Origin of the sequence: Micromonospora sp. NPDC049799 (assembly GCF_040656655.1) — a bacterium.
Lineage (GTDB): Bacteria > Actinomycetota > Actinomycetes > Mycobacteriales > Micromonosporaceae > Micromonospora.
The window spans coordinates 22,979-39,939 of record NZ_JBFAMU010000006.1; the positions used below are offsets into that span (position 1 = coordinate 22,979).

The following is a 16,961-nucleotide window of genomic DNA, read 5'->3' on the forward strand; positions in this document are numbered from 1 at the left end:
GGCGACGGCCGGCGTCACCTGTCGGTCGGCACGGCAGAATGTAACCGTGGGGAACCTGACAGCGACCCGGCCACCGCAGCCGTGGACCGCTCCGACCGCGTCCGACCCGATCGGCGCCACGCTGCGCCTGCCGGGTTCCAAGTCGCTGACCGCGCGCGCCCTGGTGCTCAGCGCGCTGGCCAGCGGGCCGTCGACGCTCGCCGGGCCACTGCGCGCCCGTGACACCGAGCTGATGGCCGCCGGGCTGCGGGCGATGGGCGCGCACATGTCGATCAGCGACGACGAGCGCTGGTTGGTCCGTCCGTACCCGCTGGCCGGCCCGGCGCACGTCGACGTCGGGCTGGCCGGCACGATCATGCGGTTCGTCCCTCCGGTGGCCGGCCTCGCCGACGGGCGGATCACCTTCGACGGCGACCCGCAGGCCCGCGTCCGTCCCCTGGGCCCGCTGATCGGGGCGCTGCGCTCCCTGGGCGTCCGGGTGGACACCCCCGGCCCCGGGAGCCTGCCGCTGACCGTGCTCGGCGCGGGCCGGGTGACCGGCGGTGAGGTGGTGATCGACGCGTCCGCCTCCAGTCAGCTCGTCTCCGGGCTGCTGCTGGCCGCGCCGCGCTTCGACCGGGGCGTGGTGGTCCGGCACGTCGGCCCGCCGGTCCCCTCGGCGCCGCACCTGCGGATGACGGTGCAGATGCTCCGGGCCGCCGGCGCGGCCGTGGACGACACCACCCCCGACGTGTGGACGGTCGAGCCGGGGCCGGTGACCGGGCGGGGCTGGGAGATCGAGCCGGACCTGTCCGGTGCGGTGCCGTTCTTCGCCGCCGCCCTGGTCACCGGTGGTGAGGTGACGTTGCAGGGTTGGCCGCGCAGCAGCATGCAGCCGGTCGAGCAGCTGCGCACGCTGCTGACCCGGATGGGTGGCGACGTGAGCCTCTCCACCGCCGGGCTGACCGTACGCGGCACCGGCACGGTGCACGGCCTGGACGCCGACCTGTCCGACGTCAGCGAGCTGACCCCGGCGCTCACCGCGCTCGCCATGCTCGCCGACTCGCCGTCGGTGTTCACCGGCGTGGCGCACATCCGGGGGCACGAGACCGACCGGATCGCCGCGCTGGCCCGGGAGTTCACCGCGCTGGGCGCCGACCTCACCGAGTCCCGCGACGGGCTGGAGATCCGGCCCCGCCCGCTGCGCGGCGGGACCTTCCGGACGTACGCCGACCACCGCATGGCACACGCCGCCGCGGTGGCCGGCCTGGCCGTGCCGGGCATCGAGCTGGACGACGTGACCTGCACCTCGAAGACCATGCCGGAGTTCCCGGCGCTATGGTCGGCGATGGTGACCGGCAAGAGCTGACGCGACGGGGGGCGGTCCTGGCGACCAGGCGACGCGAGTACGACGAGGACGACGTCCGGGTCCGGCCGGGGAAGTCGTCGCGTCCGCGTACGCGGACCCGGCCCCGGCATGCCGACGCGGTGGACGGGTTCGTGATCGCGGTGGACCGGGGCCGGTACACCTGCGTCCTGCCCGACGCCGGTCCCGACGCACCGCTGGTGACCGCGATGCGCGCCCGCGAGCTGGGCCGCAAGTCGGTGGTGGTGGGCGACCGGGTCGGCCTGGTCGGTGACACGTCGGGCGCGGACGGGGCGCTGGCCCGGATCGTCCGGATCGCCGAGCGGCGCTCGGTGCTGCGGCGCACCGCCGACGACGACGAGACCACCGCCGAGGGGCGGCTGGAACGGGTGGTCGTGGCCAACGCCGACCAGCTCGTGATCGTCAGCGCGCTGGCCGACCCACCGCCCCGGACCGGGTTCGTCGACCGGTGCCTGGTGGCCGCGTACGACGCCGGGATCGAGCCGCTGCTCTGCCTCACCAAGGCCGACCTGGCCGGCCCGGAGGCGGTCCTCGGGTACTACGCCGAGCTGGAGCTTCCGTACGTGCTGATCCGTCCCGACTCCGACCTGGACGCCCTGCGCAGCCTGCTCGCCGGGCGGATCTCGGTCATGGTCGGGCACTCCGGGGTGGGCAAGTCGACGCTGGTCAACCGCCTGGTCCCGGACGCGGCACGCGCGGTGGGCGTGGTCAGCGCGATCGGTCGAGGCCGCCACACCTCCACCAGCGCGGTGGCGCTGCGGCTGCCGGCGGAGTCCGACCGCCGCCAGTCCAGCGGCGCCGAGGGCTGGATCATCGACACCCCCGGCGTGCGCAGTTTCGGGCTGGCGCACGTCTCCGCCGACAGCCTGCTGCACGGCTTCCCGGACCTGGTCGAGGGGACGGTCGACTGTCCGGCGAACTGTCCGCACACCGCCGACGAGGCGCAGTGCGCACTGGACGCGTGGGTGGCTGCGGGCAAGGCCGACCAGCGGCGGCTGGCCTCGTACCGTCGCCTGCTGGCCTCCCGGTCCGGTGACGGCGACGGTCGCGGCGAGGCCGAGCACCGCGGGCCCGGCGAGTCCTGGGCCGGTGAGGGCGACCCGCCCGCCGCCGGGTGACGCCGCGCCCACCGCTACCGTTTTCCCCCATGACCGGGTACGCCGACGACCTCGCCCTCGCCCACCTGCTCGCGGACGCCGCGGACGCCGTCTCGACGGCCCGGTTCCGCGCGCTCGACCTGCGGGTCGAGGCCAAGCCCGACCTCACCCCCGTCTCCGACGCGGACACCGCCGTCGAGCGGCGGATCCGCGCGCTGCTGGCGACGCACCGGCCGGGCGACGGGCTACTCGGCGAGGAGTACGGCGAGCAGCCCTCGACCGGCCCGGACGGCCGGCGCTGGGTGGTCGACCCGATCGACGGGACCAAGAACTTCGTCCGCGGCGTACCGGTCTGGGCCACCCTGATCGCACTGCTGGAGGGCGACCGGCCGGTTGCCGGGCTGGTGTCCGCGCCGGCCCTGGGCCGCCGCTGGTGGGCGGCGCTCGGCGAGGGGGCGTACGCGGGCACGGACGCCGCCAGCGGCACCCCGATCCGGGTCTCCGGCGTACGGGACCTGGCCGACGCGAGCTTCTGCTACTCATCCCTGACCGGGTGGGAGGAGGCCGGCCGGCTCGACGCGGTCCTCGACATCATGCGCGCCTGCTGGCGTAGCCGCGCGTACGGCGACTTCTACGGTTACATGCTGCTGGCCGAGGGCGCACTGGACGTGATGGTGGAGCCCGAGTTGTCACTGTGGGACGTGGCGGCGCTGGTGCCGATCGTCACCGAGGCGGGCGGCACGTTCACCACGATGGACGGTCGTCCCGCCCCTGGTGGCAGCGATTCCGGGGACATCAGCGCCGTCGCCACGAACGGCGCGCTGCACCCCGACATCCTGGCCCGGCTGGGTCGGGCAACCGCGCGCTGACCCCCGGCAGCCTCTATCCTCGCCAGGTGGTCTCCTCCGGCTGGTGCTTCCTCGCGGCGATGATCGTCGCGTACGGCGTCGCCAACCTGCTCCAGTCGGTCGCCGCGGCCCGCACCACCGTGCACCACACGTTCGACCCGGGGCTGCTGCTGCGGCTGGCCGGGCACCGGACGTACCTGATCGGGCTGGGCTGCCAGGTCGCCGGCTTCGTGCTGGCCTTCCTGGCCCGCCGGGACCTGCCGCTGTTCCTGGTCCAGGCCAGCGTGGCCGCCGGCCTGGGCGTCACCGCGGTCCTCGGCGTCGTGGTGCTGAAGTGGCGGCTGCCGGCCGCCGAGGTGGCCCTGCTGGTGCTCCTGTTCGCCGGGATCAGCGGCCTGGTGCTGTCCGCCCGACCCGCGCCGTCGAAACAGCTCGGCACGGCCGGGCTGGTGGCGCTGGTGGTGGCACTCGGCGTGATCGGAGTCGTGGGCTTCTTCGCCGTACGCCTGCACGGCGCGCCCGGCTCGGTGGCGCTGGGCTCACTGGCCGGCATGGCCTTCTCGGCCGCCGCGGTCGCCGCCCGCCCGCTGGCGTCCGCGCCGTCGATGGAGGCGTTCGCCGGCGACCCGCTGCTCTACCTGCTGATCGCGCACTCGATCGTGGGGCAGCTGCTGCTCGGCCTGGCTATGCAGCGCGGCTCGACCACGGCGGCGGTGGCCGCGATGGACGCCGCCGGCGCGGTGCCCGCGGCGATCGTCGGCCTGCTGCTGCTCAACGACAAGATCTGGCCCGGCCGCGAGTGGCTCGCCGCCACCGGGTTCCTGGTCACGCTCGCCGCGGTCATCGGCTTGACCCGGTACGCCGAGCCGCAGCACCACCACGCCGTCGCCGGGGAGCCGGACCGCGCGATGGTGGGCGTCGGCTCACCGGCCCGGCCGGGCTGACGGTCCGACCGCCCGGCCGGCCGCCCGGGACCGGCACCCGCCTACGCTCAGGCGGCCTCGACCGAACCCGGTACGACCGTCTCGGGCACCACCGGGGTCACCTCCACCGCGGCCTCGACCGGACGGCGGCGTCGGACGACCCGCTCGTAGAGCCGCTCCAGCGCGCCGGCCGTCCGCTCCCACGTGTAGCTGCACCGCACCCGGTCCACCGCCGCGTGCCCGTACGCGAACCGGCTGGCGTTGTCGGCGAGGAGCCGGCGCAGCGTCACGCCGAGGGTCCGGACGTCGCCCGGCGGCACCAACCGCCCGGTGACCTCGTCCACCACTGAGTCCGCGATGCCGCCCAGGGCGTACCCGACGACCGGCACGCCGCAGGCCATCGCCTCCAGCGAGACCCGGCCGGCGGAGGAGTAGTGCGGGGTGCACGCGACCACGTCCGCCGAGCGGTACCAGGTGGCCATCTGCTCGTGCGGTACGGCGCCGACCAGCTTCACCTGCTCGGCCACCCCGTTGCGCTCGGCGACCTCCCGCAGGTGCCGCGCCTCGGCGTGCTCGGCGAGCTGCTCGGCCGGCGGACCGCCCGCGATGACGAGTTCGGCGTCCCCCACCAGGCGCATGGCCCGGATGAGGTCCTCCACGCCGTGGCCGGGCGTGAGCCCGCCGACGGAAAGGATCCGGGGGCGCTGGTCACGGGGGGCCGCCTCCCCGTCGGGGTGGAAACGCTCGGTGTCGACGCCGGGCGGCACCATCGCCACGGACGTGCGTTGCAGGCCCATCCGGGTCAGCTCGTCGACCTCGTCGTTGCTCTGGGCCACGGCGATGTCGACCGCGCGGGTCAGCGCCCGTTCCAGGGGGATCCGCTCCCCCGGCCCGTCGTAGCGGCCACCGAGGTGGCGTAGCTGCTCGACGCCGAGGCTGTGGAAGGTCTGCACCACCGGGATGTCGGTCTCACGAACCGCGTGCGCGGCGGCCAGACCACCGATCCAGTAGTGCCCGTGCACCACCTCCGGCGCCCACTCGCCGGACCAGCGGTCGGCCAGCCAGCGGCCGTACTCGGTCACGTACGGCACGAGTTCCGCCGTCGGGACCGAGGCCGCCGGCCCGACCGGCACGCGCTCCACGCGGTACCCGTCGAGCGTCGCGGTCTCGGGCAGGTGCGGGTCGTCGCGGCGTTCGTAGACCCGGACGTCATGGCCTCGTGCGGCCAGTTCGGCGGCGACCTTCGCGATGTGCTGGTAAGTGCCGACGGCGGATCCGTCGACACGCCTGGTGGGGTCGGCGTGCGCGCAGACGAGGCCGACGCGCATGGTGCACCTCCATGCGATCTTCTCAGCGGTGGTCCTGCCGGTCAGAGCGTCCCATTAACCGGGGGCCCGGGAGCCGAAACCTGGCAGATCGGAAAGAGGCTGACGGGTGCCGCAGAAAGTTGCGGCTCGACAAGCACCGATCGGGCAGCCGGACACGTTCCGCGACGATTCGCCAGCACTCGGCTCGCATGACCATTGCAGACGGGGGTACCGGCGAAGAATGCCTCTGACCCGCAGCCTCACCGACGCCGTCGTGGTGATCACCGGTGCCTCCAGCGGGATCGGCACTGCCACCGCGTACGCCCTCGCCGAGCGGGGCACCGCCGTGGTGCTCGCGGCACGCAGTGAGCCGGCTCTCGACGAGGTGGCCCAGCGCTGCCGCGACCTGGGCGGGCGCGCGCTCGTCGTACCGACCGACGTGACCGATCCCGTCGAGGTGGAGCGCCTGGCCGACCGGGCGGTGACCGAGTTCGGCCGCATCGACGGCTGGATCAACAACGCCGCGGTCAGTGCGGTCGGGCTCTTCGACGAGATCCCCATCGAGGAGTTCCGCCGCGTGCTGGAGGTCAACCTCCTCGGCACCGTGTACGGCATCCGGGCCGCCCTGCCCCACCTCGGCGCGGCCGGGGGCGGAGTGCTGGTCAACAACGCGTCGGTGCTCGCCGAGGTGGCGATGCCGTACCAGTCCGCGTACAACGCCACCAAGCACGGCATCCGGGGACTGGCCGACACGGTCCGCCAGGAACTGCGGGTGACCGGCCGGGGTGCCATCTCGATCTGCACCGTCCTGCCGGCGACCATCGACACACCGTTCTTCCGGCACGCGGCCAACCACAGCGGCCGGGAACTCGTCCCCCCGCCGCCGGTCTACCCGCCCGAGGTGGTGGCGCGGACCATCGTCCGCCTGCTTCGTCGGCCGCGCCGCGAGGCGTACGCCGGCGGGGCCGCCCGGCTGATCGGCCTCCAGTGGCGGCTCGCCCCGGCGGTGGCCGAGCGGGTGCTCGGCTGGTACGCGCACCGCACCCAGTTCGGGCCCACCGCCCGGGTGGACAGCACCGGCAACGTCTTCCATCCCGACGCACAGGCCCGGCATGACGGCGGCTGGCACGGGCGGCGCCGGCAGATCGTCCGGGTGACCGCCGCCTTCGGACTGGCGGCGGCCGGTACCGCGGTCGGGACGATGGCGGCGATGACCCGACGAGCCCGGACGGGCCGCTGATGAACAGGGCTGACCGGCCGGATGCACGGTCCGCGCCGGCATTGCACAATGGGACGATCATGCCGACCGACGTGCGCTGCCTGGTGGAGACGGACGAGTCGTCCGGCGTCGTCCGGTTGACCGGGGTGCTCGACTCCTCCGGTGTCGGTGCGGTCCACGACGCACTGCTCACCCGCCTCACCGACCGGCCGGGCCCGGTGGTCGTCGACCTGAGCGGCCTGCGCGTCACCGAGCCGGTCGCCCGGGACGTCTTCGCCGAGGTGCGCCGCGAGGTGATCGACTGGCCGGCGGCGGAGCTGATGGTCTGCGACCCCACCGGCACCATCGGCGGCGTACCCACCTGGCCGACCCTCGACCGGGTGCTGGCCGCCCTGGCCGAGACCCCGATGGCCGCCGTGCTCACCGCCGACCTCGCCCCGGAGGTGGGCGCCGCGCGGCAGGCCCGGGCGCTGGTCACCGACGGCTGCGTCCGGTGGGGCGTCGCCGCGTTGGCCGAGCCGGCCTCCATCGCGGTCACCGAGATGGTCAACAACGTGGTGGCGCACGCGCGGACGCCGATGACGGTCCGGCTGGCCCCCCGCGACAGCACCCTGCACCTCGCCGTCCGCGATCACTCCGCCCGCCGGCCGGCCTTCCGGGGGCTGGCCCCGCTCGACTCGACCGGCGGACGCGGCCTGCTCCTCATCGACACCCTCGCCCGCCGCTGGGGCAGCACGCCGCTGCCGGACGGCAAGGTGGTGTGGTGCGTACTGCACGCCGAGGACGAGGTCGCCCACCGCAGCTGACCCGGTTCCCGCTGCCCGAAACGTGGCTTGATGCTCCTCTCATCCCGCTTACGCCCCAATGGCCAGCGCCGGTACCGGTTACGCCGGGAGGGCAGTGGGTAGTGATCCGACATGCGCGACGACGAGTACCCGACCCCCGTGTCCGACCCCGAGGCGGAGGGCCTGCCCGACACCGCCGACGACGACTCGACCGCCAACGACGACGTCCTGACCGGGCGCGAGGCGGACGGCCCGGAGCCGGCGCAGCTGCCCGGCGACCGGACGCCGGTCGCGGTGGACCGGTTCGGGACCACCGCCGAGGAACAGCTCGACGGCGAGTCGCTCGACTACAAGCTCGATCGTGAACAGTACGAACGCCCCGCCGACGACCCGCTGGCCGGCCCGGTCGACCCGGACATCGCCGCCGAGGCCGACAGCGAGGAGCAGGCGGCCCAGGCGCAGCTCGACGCCGACGTGATCGAGCCGGGGCCCACCTCCGACCCGAACTCCCCGGTGTCCCTGTACGACCACGGGCAGCTCGGCAGCGTCGCCGACGCGCAGGTCGGGCGTCTGGTGGAACCGGACGAGGGGGCGCACACCGACCAGGAGACCGACTCGGTCGCGTACGACGCCGGTTCGGCCGGCGGCGGCGCGACCGCGGAGGAGCTGGCCATCCACGAGACGCGGCCGCCGCACTCCGTGTGACGCCTCGGTGTGGACGCCGCCGGCGGGCCCGACCTGCCGGCGGCCGTCCTCACCCGTCCAGGCCCTGCTCGATCGCGTACCGGGTCAGCTCCACCCGGTTGTGCAGCTGCAGCTTGCCCAGCGTGTTCTGCACGTGGTTCTGCACCGTGCGGTGGGAGAGACCGAGCCGCTCCGCGATCTGCTTGTAGGACATCCCCTTCGCCACCAGGCGCAGCACCTCGGTCTCCCGGTCGGTCAGCCGGGGCGCGGCGCCACCGGCGGACCCCGACGCGCCGGCCCCGCCCGGGGAATCGGCCGCCAGCCGGCGGTACTCGCCGAGCACCAGTCCGGCCAGGCCGGGCGTGAAGACCGGCTCCCCCGCCGCTGTCCGCCGCACCGCGTCCAGGAACTCCGCGGGGGCGGCGGACTTCAGCAGGTAACCGGTGGCCCCGGCCTTCACCGCGTCCAGCACGTCCTGGTGCTCGCCGCTGGCGGAGAGCATCAGGATCCGCACCTCCGGCAGCGTGGCCCGCAGCCCGTGGATCACCTCGACCCCGGAGACGTCCGGCAGCTGCAGGTCGAGCACCACCACGTCCGGTCGGGCGGCGGCGGCCACCCGCACCGCCTGACGCCCCTCCCCGCTGGTGGCCACCACCAGGTGGCCGGCCTCGGTGAGGTCGCGCGCGACCCCCTCCCGCCACATCGGGTGGTCGTCGACCACCATCACCCGCGCCACGGGCACTCCCCCGTCCCTCCGGTGCCGGCGGCCCCGTCGACCGCCGTACGACCGGCGGTCACGTCGACCGCCGGGGCACGACCAGTTCCAGCTCCGTACCGGCACCGGGGGCGGAGGTGATCCGCGCGGTACCGCCCAGATCGGCGAGACGGCCCTGGATGGAGCGGGACACACCCATCCGTCCCTGCGCCGCCGCCTCGGCCAGCCGACCGTCTCCGATGCCGGGTCCCTCGTCGCGGACCGACACGGTCACCGTGTGCCCCTCGTCCTCGACCAGCACCCACGCCCGGCCGCCGGCGTGCCGGGCCACGTTGTCCAGGGCCGCGCCGGTGGCGGCGGCGAGCTCCCGTGCGACGGCTCCGGGCAGCGGCACCGGGCCGGCCGGTGCCGACACGGAGACCAGCGTGGAGGCGTACCGGCCGAGCAGCGCCCGCAGGTCCACCTCCTCCGCTTCGGCGTCGGTGACCGGTGCGGGCACGCCGCTGATCAGCGCGCGCAGGGCCGCCTCCTGCTCCCCCGCGAGCCGCGCCAGTTCCCCGGCCTCGCCGTCCAGGTCCGCACCACGTCGCTGCACCAGCGCGAGCACCTGCAGGACCGAGTCGTGGATCCCCCGGGCGAGCCGGTCGCGCTCGCGGGTCGCGGCCTCCAGCTCGACCGCCCGTTGCAGCCGCTCCTGGGCGGTGACCGCCAGCCGGGCCACGTGCCCCACCACCACCCCGGCGAGCAGCATGAGGATCGCGCCGTTGAACGCCGACGGTGTCACCGTCCCCCGGGTGCCGAGGTCCGCGGCGGCCAGCACGAGGGCCGCGACCGTGCCCCGCCGCCGCCCGCCGGAAACGGCCCAGGCGAGCACCGGGCCCGCCAGCCAGGCCACCGCCAGGGTGGGCGATCCGGCCGCCAGCGCCGCGTGTCCCACCACCCAGGGGGTGACCAGCACGATGCCGAGGACGACGCCGAGGTCCGCCAGCAGCAGCGGCCACCGCCGCCAGGCCGGGCGGGCGTAGCCGGCCACGGTGACGGCGGTCCAGGCCGCCATCACCAGCACCAGGGCACCGGCGGCGAGCGGATGCGCGTACCGGTCGGCGTCCCGCAGGGCCAGCACGACGACGTACGCGAGGGAGGCGACCCGGTAGACGGCGAGCGCCCGCCAGAGCGGGACCTCGAACCCACCGGGCGACGTCGGCACGGCTGTCACGATGCCACAGCCCCACAGACGCGCAGAGGCCGGCAGGTGCGGCAGGGGAAACCCTGACGTACCGTGGAAATGCCGCGAAAGAGCGGAGGATCCGCTGTCGGGGACGGGGCCATGACGAACGCAGAGCCGGACGCACCGCGTACGGTTGTGCCCATCGAACCTTCCCCCCTGATCGCCGAAGCCTTCGACCAGGCTCAGGTGACCGAGCTCCGGCACTCGGTCACCTCCTGCGCGCACGCCGCCGGGCTCGGCGGCCAGCGCCTGGACGACTTCGTGCTGGCGGTCAACGAGCTGATCACCAACGCGGTCCGGCACGGCGGCGGCCGGGGCTGGCTGCGCCTGTGGCGGCAGTCGGGGCGGCTGGTCTGCGAGGTCTCCGACCACGGGCACGGCATCAGCGCCCACCGACTGAACGACCGCAGCCGCCCCGCACCCGACACCGCCGGCGGCTGGGGTCTCTGGCTGGCTCGGGAACTCAGCGACACGATGGAGGTCGAGACCGGCACGGCCGGCACGCTGGTGCGGATCAGCGCCGCCGTCGCCACCCGCGACCGCACCGGCCCCCACCACCACGACTGACCCCGTCGGCGGCACGTCGGTCAGGCGAAGAGGGTACTGACGGATTCGCCGTTGTGGATGCGGCGCATCGCCTCGGCCAGGGCCGGTGCCACCGAGAGCACCTTCAGCTTGGGCACCCGCTTGTCCGTCGGAATCGGCACGGTGTTGGTGCAGACGATCTCCAGTACGCCCTCCTGCTCGCTGAGCCGGGTCAGGGCGCCGGCGGAGAAGAGACCGTGCGTACAGGCCAGGCGGATCGAGCGGACGTTCCGCTCCCGCAGGTGCTCCATCAACTCGATCACCGTGCTGCCCTTGGCGATCTCGTCGTCCAGCACGATCACGTCGCGGTCGGCCACGTCGCCGATCACCGCGCTGATCGTGACCCGGTCGTCGCTGAACCGCTGCTTCGCGCCGGCCGCCACCGGGGTGCCGAGCCGGCGGGCGAACGCGGCGGCCTCCTTGGCGTTGCCCAGGTCGGGCGAGACGACCACCGTGTCGGACAGGTCGTACCCGGCGAAGTGGGCGGCCAATTCGCGCAGCGCGTGCAGATGATCGACGGGGACGCTGAAGAAGCCGTGCACCTGCGGGGAGTGCAGGGTCATCGCCAGCACCCGGTCGGCGCCGGCCGAGGTGAGCAGGTCGGCCACCAGCCGCCCACCGATCGAGATGCGCGGGGCGTCCTTCTTGTCCGAGCGGGCGTACGCGTAGTGCGGCAGTACCACCGTGATCCGGCCGGCGGACGCCCCCCGCGCGGCGTCGATCATGAGCAGCAGCTCGACCAGGTTCTCCTGCACCGGCGGCACCAGCGGCTGGATCAGGAAGACGTCCCGCTCCCGGCAGTTGGCCTGCAACTGCACTTCCAGACAGTCGTTGGCGAACCGGGACACCCGCACCGGGTACAGCGGCACCCCGAGGTGGGCGCAGATCTCCGCCGCGAGGTCGGGATGGGCAGTTCCACTGAAGACGGCGATGTCGCGCACGTTCGCACATCGTACGGATCAGCGGAGGCGTCCAGGCCCCGACGGGCCGGCAGCGGTCAGTCCCAGCGGTTGCCGGTGAGCTTCTCGTACACGTCGACGTAGCGGGCCCGGGTCGCCTCGACCACCTCGGCCGGCACCTCCGGAGCGGGGGCCTGCTTGTTCCAGCCGCTCTCGGTGGCCCAGTCCCGCACGTACTGCTTGTCGTAGGAGAACTGCGCGCGCCCCGGCTGGTACGACTCGGCCGGCCAGAACCGGGACGAGTCGGAGGTGAGCAGCTCGTCGCCGATCGTCAGGGTGCCGTCCGGCGCCCACCCCAGCTCGATCTTCGTGTCGGCGACCAGGATCCCCCGGTCGGCGGCCAGCTCGGCGCCGCGTCGGTAGACGTCGAGGGTGATCCGGCGCAGCCGCTCGGCCGTCTCCGCACCGACCTTGTCGATCACGTCGTCGAAGGTGATGGGCTCGTCGTGCTCCCCCACCGGCGCCTTGGTCGACGGGGTGAAGATCGGCTCGGGCAGGATGGACGCCTCGACCAGGCCGCGCGGCAGCGCGACACCGGAAACGGCACCGGTGGCCTGGTACTCCTTCAGGCCGCCGCCGGTCAGGAAGCCCCGGGCCACGCACTCCACCGGCACCATCTCCAGCCGCCGGCAGCGGATCGCCCGCCCGGCGAACTCCTCGGGTACGTCGGTGGCCGAGACCACGTGGTTCGGTGCCAGGTCGGCGAGCTGCTCGAACCACCACAGCGAGAGCGCGGTGAGCAGCTTGCCCTTGTCCGGGATCGGCGTCGGCAGCACCACGTCGTAGATCGAGATGCGGTCGGAGGCGACCAGGATCAGGTCGTCGCCGTCGGCGTAGACGTCCCGGACCTTGCCCGAGTGCAGAAGTTCCACGCGCCCTAGTACACCACGTGGCCCGCGTACGGCCGCCGCCGGTGGCGCGGGCGTCGATGCGTACGCCGGCGAGGAGTGGCGCCGACCCGGACGGACGTTGACACCTTCCCGCGTCTCCTGCGTGAATTATCCGGCCGCACCACCGCGCCACCCGCCAGGAGACCCCCGTGCCCGCTCCCCGACCGCTCCTTCCCCGCCCCGGCGCGGACCCGGGTCGACGTCGGGTCCTCGCCGCGCTGCTCGGCGGGCCACTGCTCGGCGCGGGCGGGCTCACCGGGTGCAGCGACGATTCCACCAGCCCGGTGGCGGCCGGGCCGGTCGAACTGTCGGTCTTCTGGTACGGGGACCGCAAGCGGGCCGATCTCACCGAGAAGGCGCTGCGGCTCTACTCGGAGCGGAACCCCGAGGTCAGCTTCCGGGTCACCTGGCAGGGCGCCGACGGCTACCACGACCGGCTGGCCACCCAGGCGGCGGGCGGCAACGTGCCGGACCTGATGCAGCTCGACGACGGCGTGCTGACCGAGTACGGGCTCCGCGAGATCACGCTGGACCTCAGCCCCTACACCGCCGACAACCGGCTGGACCTGCGCGCGCTGCCCGACGGCCTGGTGCGCTACGGCCAGGTCGGCGGACGGACCATGGGCGTCGCCGCAGGGCAGACCGCGGCGGCGGTGGTCTTCAACCGCGCCCTCCTGCGCCGGCTGGACCTACCGGAGCCCCGCACCGGGATGTCGTGGCCCGACTACGTCGACTGGGCGCAGCGGATCACCAGGGCCAGTGGCGGCCGGGTCGCCGGAACGATGGACCCCTCCGGCGACTACCGGGCGTTCTGGATGTGGCTGCGGGCCCAGGGCGCGGAGTTCTACCGCGGACGCGATCTGGCGTTCGACAGGGAGCAACTGCTCCAGTGGTTCCGTCTGTGGCAGGACGCCCGGCGTGACCGGGCCACCCCCAGCGCCGCTCTGATCGAGCAGGCGGACAGCGGGGACCTGACCCGCCAACTGGTCATCACCGGGGCGGCCGCGGCGTCCTTCGCGTGGGCCCACCAGCTTCCGGCACTCCAGAGCCTCACCGAGGACGAACTCGGCGTGGCGAGCGTCCCCGGGCCGGCGGCCGCGCAGTGGGCCCGGGCGTCCATGTACTGGACGGTCTTCCGGGGCAGCCGGCATCCGGCCGTGGCCGTGGACGTGATCAACTTCCTCACCTCGAACGGCGAGGCCGGTGTCATCCTCGGCCACGAGCGGGGCCTCAACCCGAGCCTCGCGGTACGCCGCTACACCGAGGGGAGCATCAACGACCCCGCCCAGCAGCGCGCCGCCGCTCTCGGGGCGGAGCTGTCGGACAAGCTCGGCCCGGCCCCCAGCCCGCCGCCGAAGGGCCATCCCCAGGTACGCAACCTGCTCCTGGCCGCCGCCGAGAGCGTCCGCTCCGGCACGGTGAGCACCCGGCAGGCCGTGGACCGCTTCCTCCTCCGGGCCGACGCCGCGCTGGCCACCTGATCCCCGCCCCGACGTGGCACCCGGCACAGTCGGGCGCCACGTCGGGGACGACGCGCTCAGCGCGGAGGACCGCCCCGGCGGTTGCGCATCATGCGCAGGATGAAGAAGACGATCAGCGCGACCACGGCCAGGCAGCACAGCAGGCCCAGGAAGCCGAAGCCACCGCCGCCCCGGCGTCGGCGCGCGGCCTCCATTACCAGCTCGCCCGGGCCGGTGGACGCCCAGGCCGCCACAGGCACGAACACCGACAGCACGACAGCACCGAGGACCGCGCTCAGCCGGCCCCACCACTTCCCGAAAGATGACATGCCCCCCATCCTCGCTGAGAAGTGCAAGCTCGGCAGGGCGGTCGACCGGGAGAACCTTCCGCGGTCCTGCCTCCGGGGCCGGCCGGAACCTCTCGCGGACGCCTCCGACCTGCGGGAACCCGGTCGCGGCCGACAACGGGCCCGGGCTGCGGACGCGAGCGGGGCCGGACATGACGAAGGGCCCCGGGATCTCTCCCGGGGCCCTTCGTGTCAGTAGCGGGGACAGGATTTGAACCTGCGACCTCTGGGTTATGAGCCCAGCGAGCTACCGAGCTGCTCCACCCCGCGTCGGCTTCATTACTCTATCGCATCCCGCTCGGTCATGATCGGCGACCCCGTATTCCGGCCCCGGGTGGGGTACGGCCGTCCACCGGACCCGGCCCGAACGCGCTCTCCCCCTGCGGCCCGCCCGCGTCACCGCCCAGCCGCAAGGGAGCAGACACGAGATGCGGAAAGGCCCCGAGGGAATCCCTCGGGGCCTTTCGACGTGGTAGCGGGGACAGGATTTGAACCTGCGACCTCTGGGTTATGAGCCCAGCGAGCTACCGAGCTGCTCCACCCCGCGTCGGTTTCTCCACACTAGCGCACCCATGGTCGGCACCGCAAAACGACCCCGCCCACGCCGGGCGACCCGGCCCTCACCTGCAACGACGCGGAGGCGCGGGACCAGGGGGCGGGGCCTAGGACGTGGCCCCGCCCCCGCCCGGTCAGTCCAGCCAGGCCTCGACGGCCCGCCCGGCCCGGCGGCTGTAGTCGTCGAACTGGTCGCGGTCGGCGCTGCCGCTGCTCTCCCAGCCCCGCTCCCACAGCACGGTCACCACGTCACCGACCCGGATCGCGCGGACAAGTTGGACGCGCTCCCCGCTGGCCGGCTCGCCCGAATCGGTACGCGCCGGTGACCGCATCTCGAACAGCACCGCCTCGTCGCCGTGGCCGCCGCCGTCCAGCAGGCGTTGGCGGGAGACCAGCCCGGGTGCGATCTCCTGGCTGGAGCAGTCCCGCACCGCCCGGCGCAGGTCGGCCATCCAGTCGTTCGCCGTGCCCGCGCGGTGGATCGTGATCGTGTGGTGGTAGCTGCCGTACGGGGTCCAGTCCTCGGGCTGGTTGGGCTTCAGGTTGTACAGGATCAGCCGGATCCTGCGCTGGACGACCTGGTCGGCGAGATCGGCACCGCACAGGTCCGGCACGTGGTCGCCGTCGGTGAAGGTCGGCTCACCCTTGAGGTAGGCCGCGGGCGGGGCGAAGAACGCCCGGTCGGGGATCGACCTGGGGGTACGCGGCGGCGCGGAGGCGGCGGTGGTCGACGGGGTGGACGGCGCACCCGTGGGTGACGTCGCCGGCCGGGAGGGAGTCAGGCTCGGCGCCGGGGTCGGACCGGTCATCGCCGGGGTCGGCGTGGTGGCGGGCGGCGCCAGGCCGTCCCGCTGACCGGGCAGCCCCATCTGCACGCCGGCCACCACTCCGCCGACGAGCAGGGCCACGGCGAGCACTCCACCGGCGGCACGGACCCGGGCGCGCCGGTCCGCGTACCGGCGGACCGACTCCGGAACCGCCAGGCCTCCTTCGTCGGCGTCGGCCGCGAGCGACTGGTACAGGTCGGACAGATCACGCGACATCGGTGGCCTCCAGTCGCTGCGTGTCGAGGTCGGGCAGAAGGGCCGCGAGCCGTGCGCGGCCCCGGGAAAGCCAGGACTTGACGGTGCCCGTCGCGACGTCGGTCTCGCGGGCGATGTCCTCCACGGACATGTCGAAGAGGTAGTGCAGGGCGAGCGCCTGCCGCTGGTTGGCCGGCAGTTGGCGGAGCGCGGCGACCAGCAGGACCGAATCCTCGTTGGGCGCCGGCACCACCTGAGCTGGGCCGGTACGGCTGAGCGCGGTCCGCCACCCGGCCAGACGGCGCCACCGGTCGGTGGCCAGCCGGGCGATCACGAGCCGCAACCACGCCTCCGGGGCGGGGTGGGTGGTCAGCCGCCCCCACTGCCGCCAGGCCCGCGCGTACGCCTCCTGCACCAGGTCCTGCGCCTCGGTGTAGTCCCCGGCGACCGCGTAGCCGTACCGGAGCATCCGTCGGGCGGTGCTCCGGTAGAACTCGTCGAAACTCGTCGCGTCCCTCATGTCCCCACCGTGTGTCCCCGTCCCTCGATGCTGTCGCAGGAAGGACGGGGCAACGGTCCGGCGGGTTGCACCTCGTACGTCGGCAAAGTGACAGTGCCCCCGCGTCCTGGCGGATGCGGGGGCACTGTCGGCGTTCCGGGGCGGATCAGCCGCCCGGTGTCGGTGCGGCGCTGCCGCTCGCCGCCGGGGAGGCGGGCGGGCTGGCACTGCCCGAGGGGGCCGGCGTCGGCCGGGCGCCCTGCGCGGTCTGGAAGGCGGCCATCGCCTCGTCCAGGGCCTTGAGCGCGCGGCCGTACCGCTCGAAGTCGCCGGAGGCCTGCGCGGCCCGGACCTCCGCGATGGCGGCCTGGACCCGGTTGGCGGCCTCGGCCAGCTCACCGGTGACGGCGGGCGGCGGCGTCTCCCCGGGCGGTGGGGGCGGGTGGAGGCCGCCGGGCGGCGGGGTGGCCGG

18 protein-coding genes and 2 tRNA genes are annotated in these 16,961 nt (G+C 74.1%); 9 read left to right on the plus strand and 11 right to left on the minus strand.

Translation table 11 applies throughout. The annotated features are described in order from the left end of the window. Positions 1 to 46: 46 nt before the first annotated feature. The 4 genes from aroA to AB0I76_RS01565 are packed head-to-tail and all read left to right on the plus strand — an operon-like array spanning position 47 to position 4,255. The gene (aroA, locus tag AB0I76_RS01550; RefSeq protein ID WP_357028276.1) at positions 47 to 1,348 is read left to right on the plus strand and encodes a 3-phosphoshikimate 1-carboxyvinyltransferase; all 1,302 of its coding nucleotides are present in this window, start codon (positions 47 to 49) and stop codon (positions 1,346 to 1,348) included. Then, positions 1,318 to 2,484, plus strand: a complete 1,167-nt coding sequence (gene rsgA / locus AB0I76_RS01555) for a ribosome small subunit-dependent GTPase A (protein ID WP_357028279.1) — start codon at positions 1,318 to 1,320, stop codon at positions 2,482 to 2,484. Before aroA ends, rsgA begins: the two co-directional genes overlap by 31 nt. A gap of 29 nt (positions 2,485 to 2,513) precedes the next feature. Continuing rightward, the gene (hisN, locus tag AB0I76_RS01560) at positions 2,514 to 3,332 is read left to right on the plus strand and encodes a histidinol-phosphatase (RefSeq protein ID WP_357028282.1); all 819 of its coding nucleotides are present in this window, start codon (positions 2,514 to 2,516) and stop codon (positions 3,330 to 3,332) included. A gap of 26 nt (positions 3,333 to 3,358) precedes the next feature. Then, positions 3,359 to 4,255, plus strand: coding sequence for a hypothetical protein (locus AB0I76_RS01565; RefSeq protein WP_357028285.1), 897 nt, complete (start codon positions 3,359 to 3,361; stop codon positions 4,253 to 4,255). 47 nt (positions 4,256 to 4,302) lie between these two features. On the opposite strand, the gene AB0I76_RS01570 is transcribed toward AB0I76_RS01565, so the two are convergent. Beyond that, on the minus strand, positions 4,303 to 5,562 hold the full coding sequence (locus AB0I76_RS01570) for a glycosyltransferase (protein ID WP_357028288.1): 1,260 nt from the start codon (positions 5,560 to 5,562) through the stop codon (positions 4,303 to 4,305). A 220-nt stretch (positions 5,563 to 5,782) separates the two neighbouring features. On the opposite strand from AB0I76_RS01570, the gene AB0I76_RS01575 reads away from it, so the two are divergent. The 3 genes from AB0I76_RS01575 (at position 5,783) to AB0I76_RS01585 (ending at position 8,250) form a co-directional block, all read left to right on the plus strand. Next, the gene (locus AB0I76_RS01575) at positions 5,783 to 6,781 is read left to right on the plus strand and encodes an SDR family oxidoreductase (protein WP_357028291.1); all 999 of its coding nucleotides are present in this window, start codon (positions 5,783 to 5,785) and stop codon (positions 6,779 to 6,781) included. A gap of 59 nt (positions 6,782 to 6,840) precedes the next feature. Next, positions 6,841 to 7,566 (plus strand): ATP-binding protein, encoded by a 726-nt coding sequence (locus tag AB0I76_RS01580; RefSeq protein ID WP_357028294.1) that lies wholly within the window; start codon positions 6,841 to 6,843, stop codon positions 7,564 to 7,566. A 111-nt stretch (positions 7,567 to 7,677) separates the two neighbouring features. After that, a complete protein-coding gene (locus AB0I76_RS01585; RefSeq protein WP_357028297.1) occupies positions 7,678 to 8,250 on the plus strand; it encodes a DUF5709 domain-containing protein in 573 nt (190 codons plus the stop codon). Between the two features lie 49 nt (positions 8,251 to 8,299). Here AB0I76_RS01585 and AB0I76_RS01590 read toward each other — a convergent pair whose 3' ends face one another. Both AB0I76_RS01590 and AB0I76_RS01595 read right to left on the minus strand, forming a co-directional pair. After that, positions 8,300 to 8,953, minus strand: a complete 654-nt coding sequence (locus AB0I76_RS01590; protein WP_357028337.1) for a response regulator transcription factor — start codon at positions 8,951 to 8,953, stop codon at positions 8,300 to 8,302. A gap of 70 nt (positions 8,954 to 9,023) precedes the next feature. Then, positions 9,024 to 10,151 (minus strand): DUF5931 domain-containing protein, encoded by a 1,128-nt coding sequence (locus tag AB0I76_RS01595; protein WP_357028300.1) that lies wholly within the window; start codon positions 10,149 to 10,151, stop codon positions 9,024 to 9,026. Between the two features lie 120 nt (positions 10,152 to 10,271). On the opposite strand from AB0I76_RS01595, the gene AB0I76_RS01600 reads away from it, so the two are divergent. Next, on the plus strand, positions 10,272 to 10,739 hold the full coding sequence (locus tag AB0I76_RS01600) for an ATP-binding protein (RefSeq protein WP_357028303.1): 468 nt from the start codon (positions 10,272 to 10,274) through the stop codon (positions 10,737 to 10,739). A 20-nt stretch (positions 10,740 to 10,759) separates the two neighbouring features. Here the strand turns inward: AB0I76_RS01600 and AB0I76_RS01605 are convergent, their stop codons facing one another. Both AB0I76_RS01605 and AB0I76_RS01610 read right to left on the minus strand, forming a co-directional pair. Further along, complete coding sequence (locus AB0I76_RS01605; RefSeq protein ID WP_357028307.1) at positions 10,760 to 11,698, minus strand: ribose-phosphate pyrophosphokinase; 939 nt, start codon at positions 11,696 to 11,698, stop codon at positions 10,760 to 10,762. Between the two features lie 56 nt (positions 11,699 to 11,754). Then, on the minus strand, positions 11,755 to 12,588 hold the full coding sequence (locus tag AB0I76_RS01610; RefSeq protein ID WP_357028311.1) for a phosphoribosylaminoimidazolesuccinocarboxamide synthase: 834 nt from the start codon (positions 12,586 to 12,588) through the stop codon (positions 11,755 to 11,757). 167 nt (positions 12,589 to 12,755) lie between these two features. On the opposite strand from AB0I76_RS01610, the gene AB0I76_RS01615 reads away from it, so the two are divergent. After that, a complete protein-coding gene (locus AB0I76_RS01615) occupies positions 12,756 to 14,087 on the plus strand; it encodes an extracellular solute-binding protein (protein WP_357028314.1) in 1,332 nt (443 codons plus the stop codon). Positions 14,088 to 14,143: 56 nt separating this feature from the next. Here AB0I76_RS01615 and AB0I76_RS01620 read toward each other — a convergent pair whose 3' ends face one another. The 6 genes from AB0I76_RS01620 to AB0I76_RS01645 all read right to left on the minus strand — a co-directional run. Further along, a complete protein-coding gene (locus tag AB0I76_RS01620; protein ID WP_357028317.1) occupies positions 14,144 to 14,395 on the minus strand; it encodes a hypothetical protein in 252 nt (83 codons plus the stop codon). Positions 14,396 to 14,609: 214 nt separating this feature from the next. Further along, positions 14,610 to 14,683: transfer RNA gene (locus AB0I76_RS01625), tRNA-Met, on the minus strand. Between the two features lie 200 nt (positions 14,684 to 14,883). Further along, a tRNA-Met gene (locus tag AB0I76_RS01630) sits at positions 14,884 to 14,960 on the minus strand. Positions 14,961 to 15,102: 142 nt separating this feature from the next. After that, positions 15,103 to 16,011 (minus strand): hypothetical protein, encoded by a 909-nt coding sequence (locus AB0I76_RS01635; protein WP_357028320.1) that lies wholly within the window; start codon positions 16,009 to 16,011, stop codon positions 15,103 to 15,105. After that, positions 16,001 to 16,510: a SigE family RNA polymerase sigma factor gene (locus AB0I76_RS01640; protein WP_357028323.1), complete on the minus strand. Its 510-nt coding sequence runs from the start codon at positions 16,508 to 16,510 to the stop codon at positions 16,001 to 16,003. The genes AB0I76_RS01635 and AB0I76_RS01640 overlap by 11 nt, the downstream gene beginning before the upstream one ends. Before the next feature lie 145 nt (positions 16,511 to 16,655). After that, on the minus strand, positions 16,656 to 16,961 hold a 306-nt coding region (locus AB0I76_RS01645), incomplete at its 5' end, for a hypothetical protein (RefSeq protein ID WP_357028325.1).

Bases quoted from the DNA above. Each gene is read 5' to 3' on its own strand.
- rsgA (WP_357028279.1), top strand. From the start codon at position 1,318: ATGGTCGGCGATGGTGACCGGCAAGAGCTGACGCGACGGGGGGCGGTC.
- hisN (WP_357028282.1), top strand. From the start codon at position 2,514: ATGACCGGGTACGCCGACGACCTCGCCCTCGCCCACCTGCTCGCGGAC.
- AB0I76_RS01570 (WP_357028288.1), bottom strand. From the start codon at position 5,562: ATGCGCGTCGGCCTCGTCTGCGCGCACGCCGACCCCACCAGGCGTGTC.
- AB0I76_RS01575 (WP_357028291.1), top strand. From the start codon at position 5,783: ATGCCTCTGACCCGCAGCCTCACCGACGCCGTCGTGGTGATCACCGGT.
- AB0I76_RS01580 (WP_357028294.1), top strand. From the start codon at position 6,841: ATGCCGACCGACGTGCGCTGCCTGGTGGAGACGGACGAGTCGTCCGGC.
- AB0I76_RS01585 (WP_357028297.1), top strand. From the start codon at position 7,678: ATGCGCGACGACGAGTACCCGACCCCCGTGTCCGACCCCGAGGCGGAG.
- AB0I76_RS01590 (WP_357028337.1), bottom strand. From the start codon at position 8,953: ATGGTGGTCGACGACCACCCGATGTGGCGGGAGGGGGTCGCGCGCGAC.
- AB0I76_RS01600 (WP_357028303.1), top strand. From the start codon at position 10,272: ATGACGAACGCAGAGCCGGACGCACCGCGTACGGTTGTGCCCATCGAA.
- AB0I76_RS01620 (WP_357028317.1), bottom strand. From the start codon at position 14,395: ATGTCATCTTTCGGGAAGTGGTGGGGCCGGCTGAGCGCGGTCCTCGGT.
- AB0I76_RS01635 (WP_357028320.1), bottom strand. From the start codon at position 16,011: ATGTCGCGTGATCTGTCCGACCTGTACCAGTCGCTCGCGGCCGACGCC.
- AB0I76_RS01640 (WP_357028323.1), bottom strand. From the start codon at position 16,510: ATGAGGGACGCGACGAGTTTCGACGAGTTCTACCGGAGCACCGCCCGA.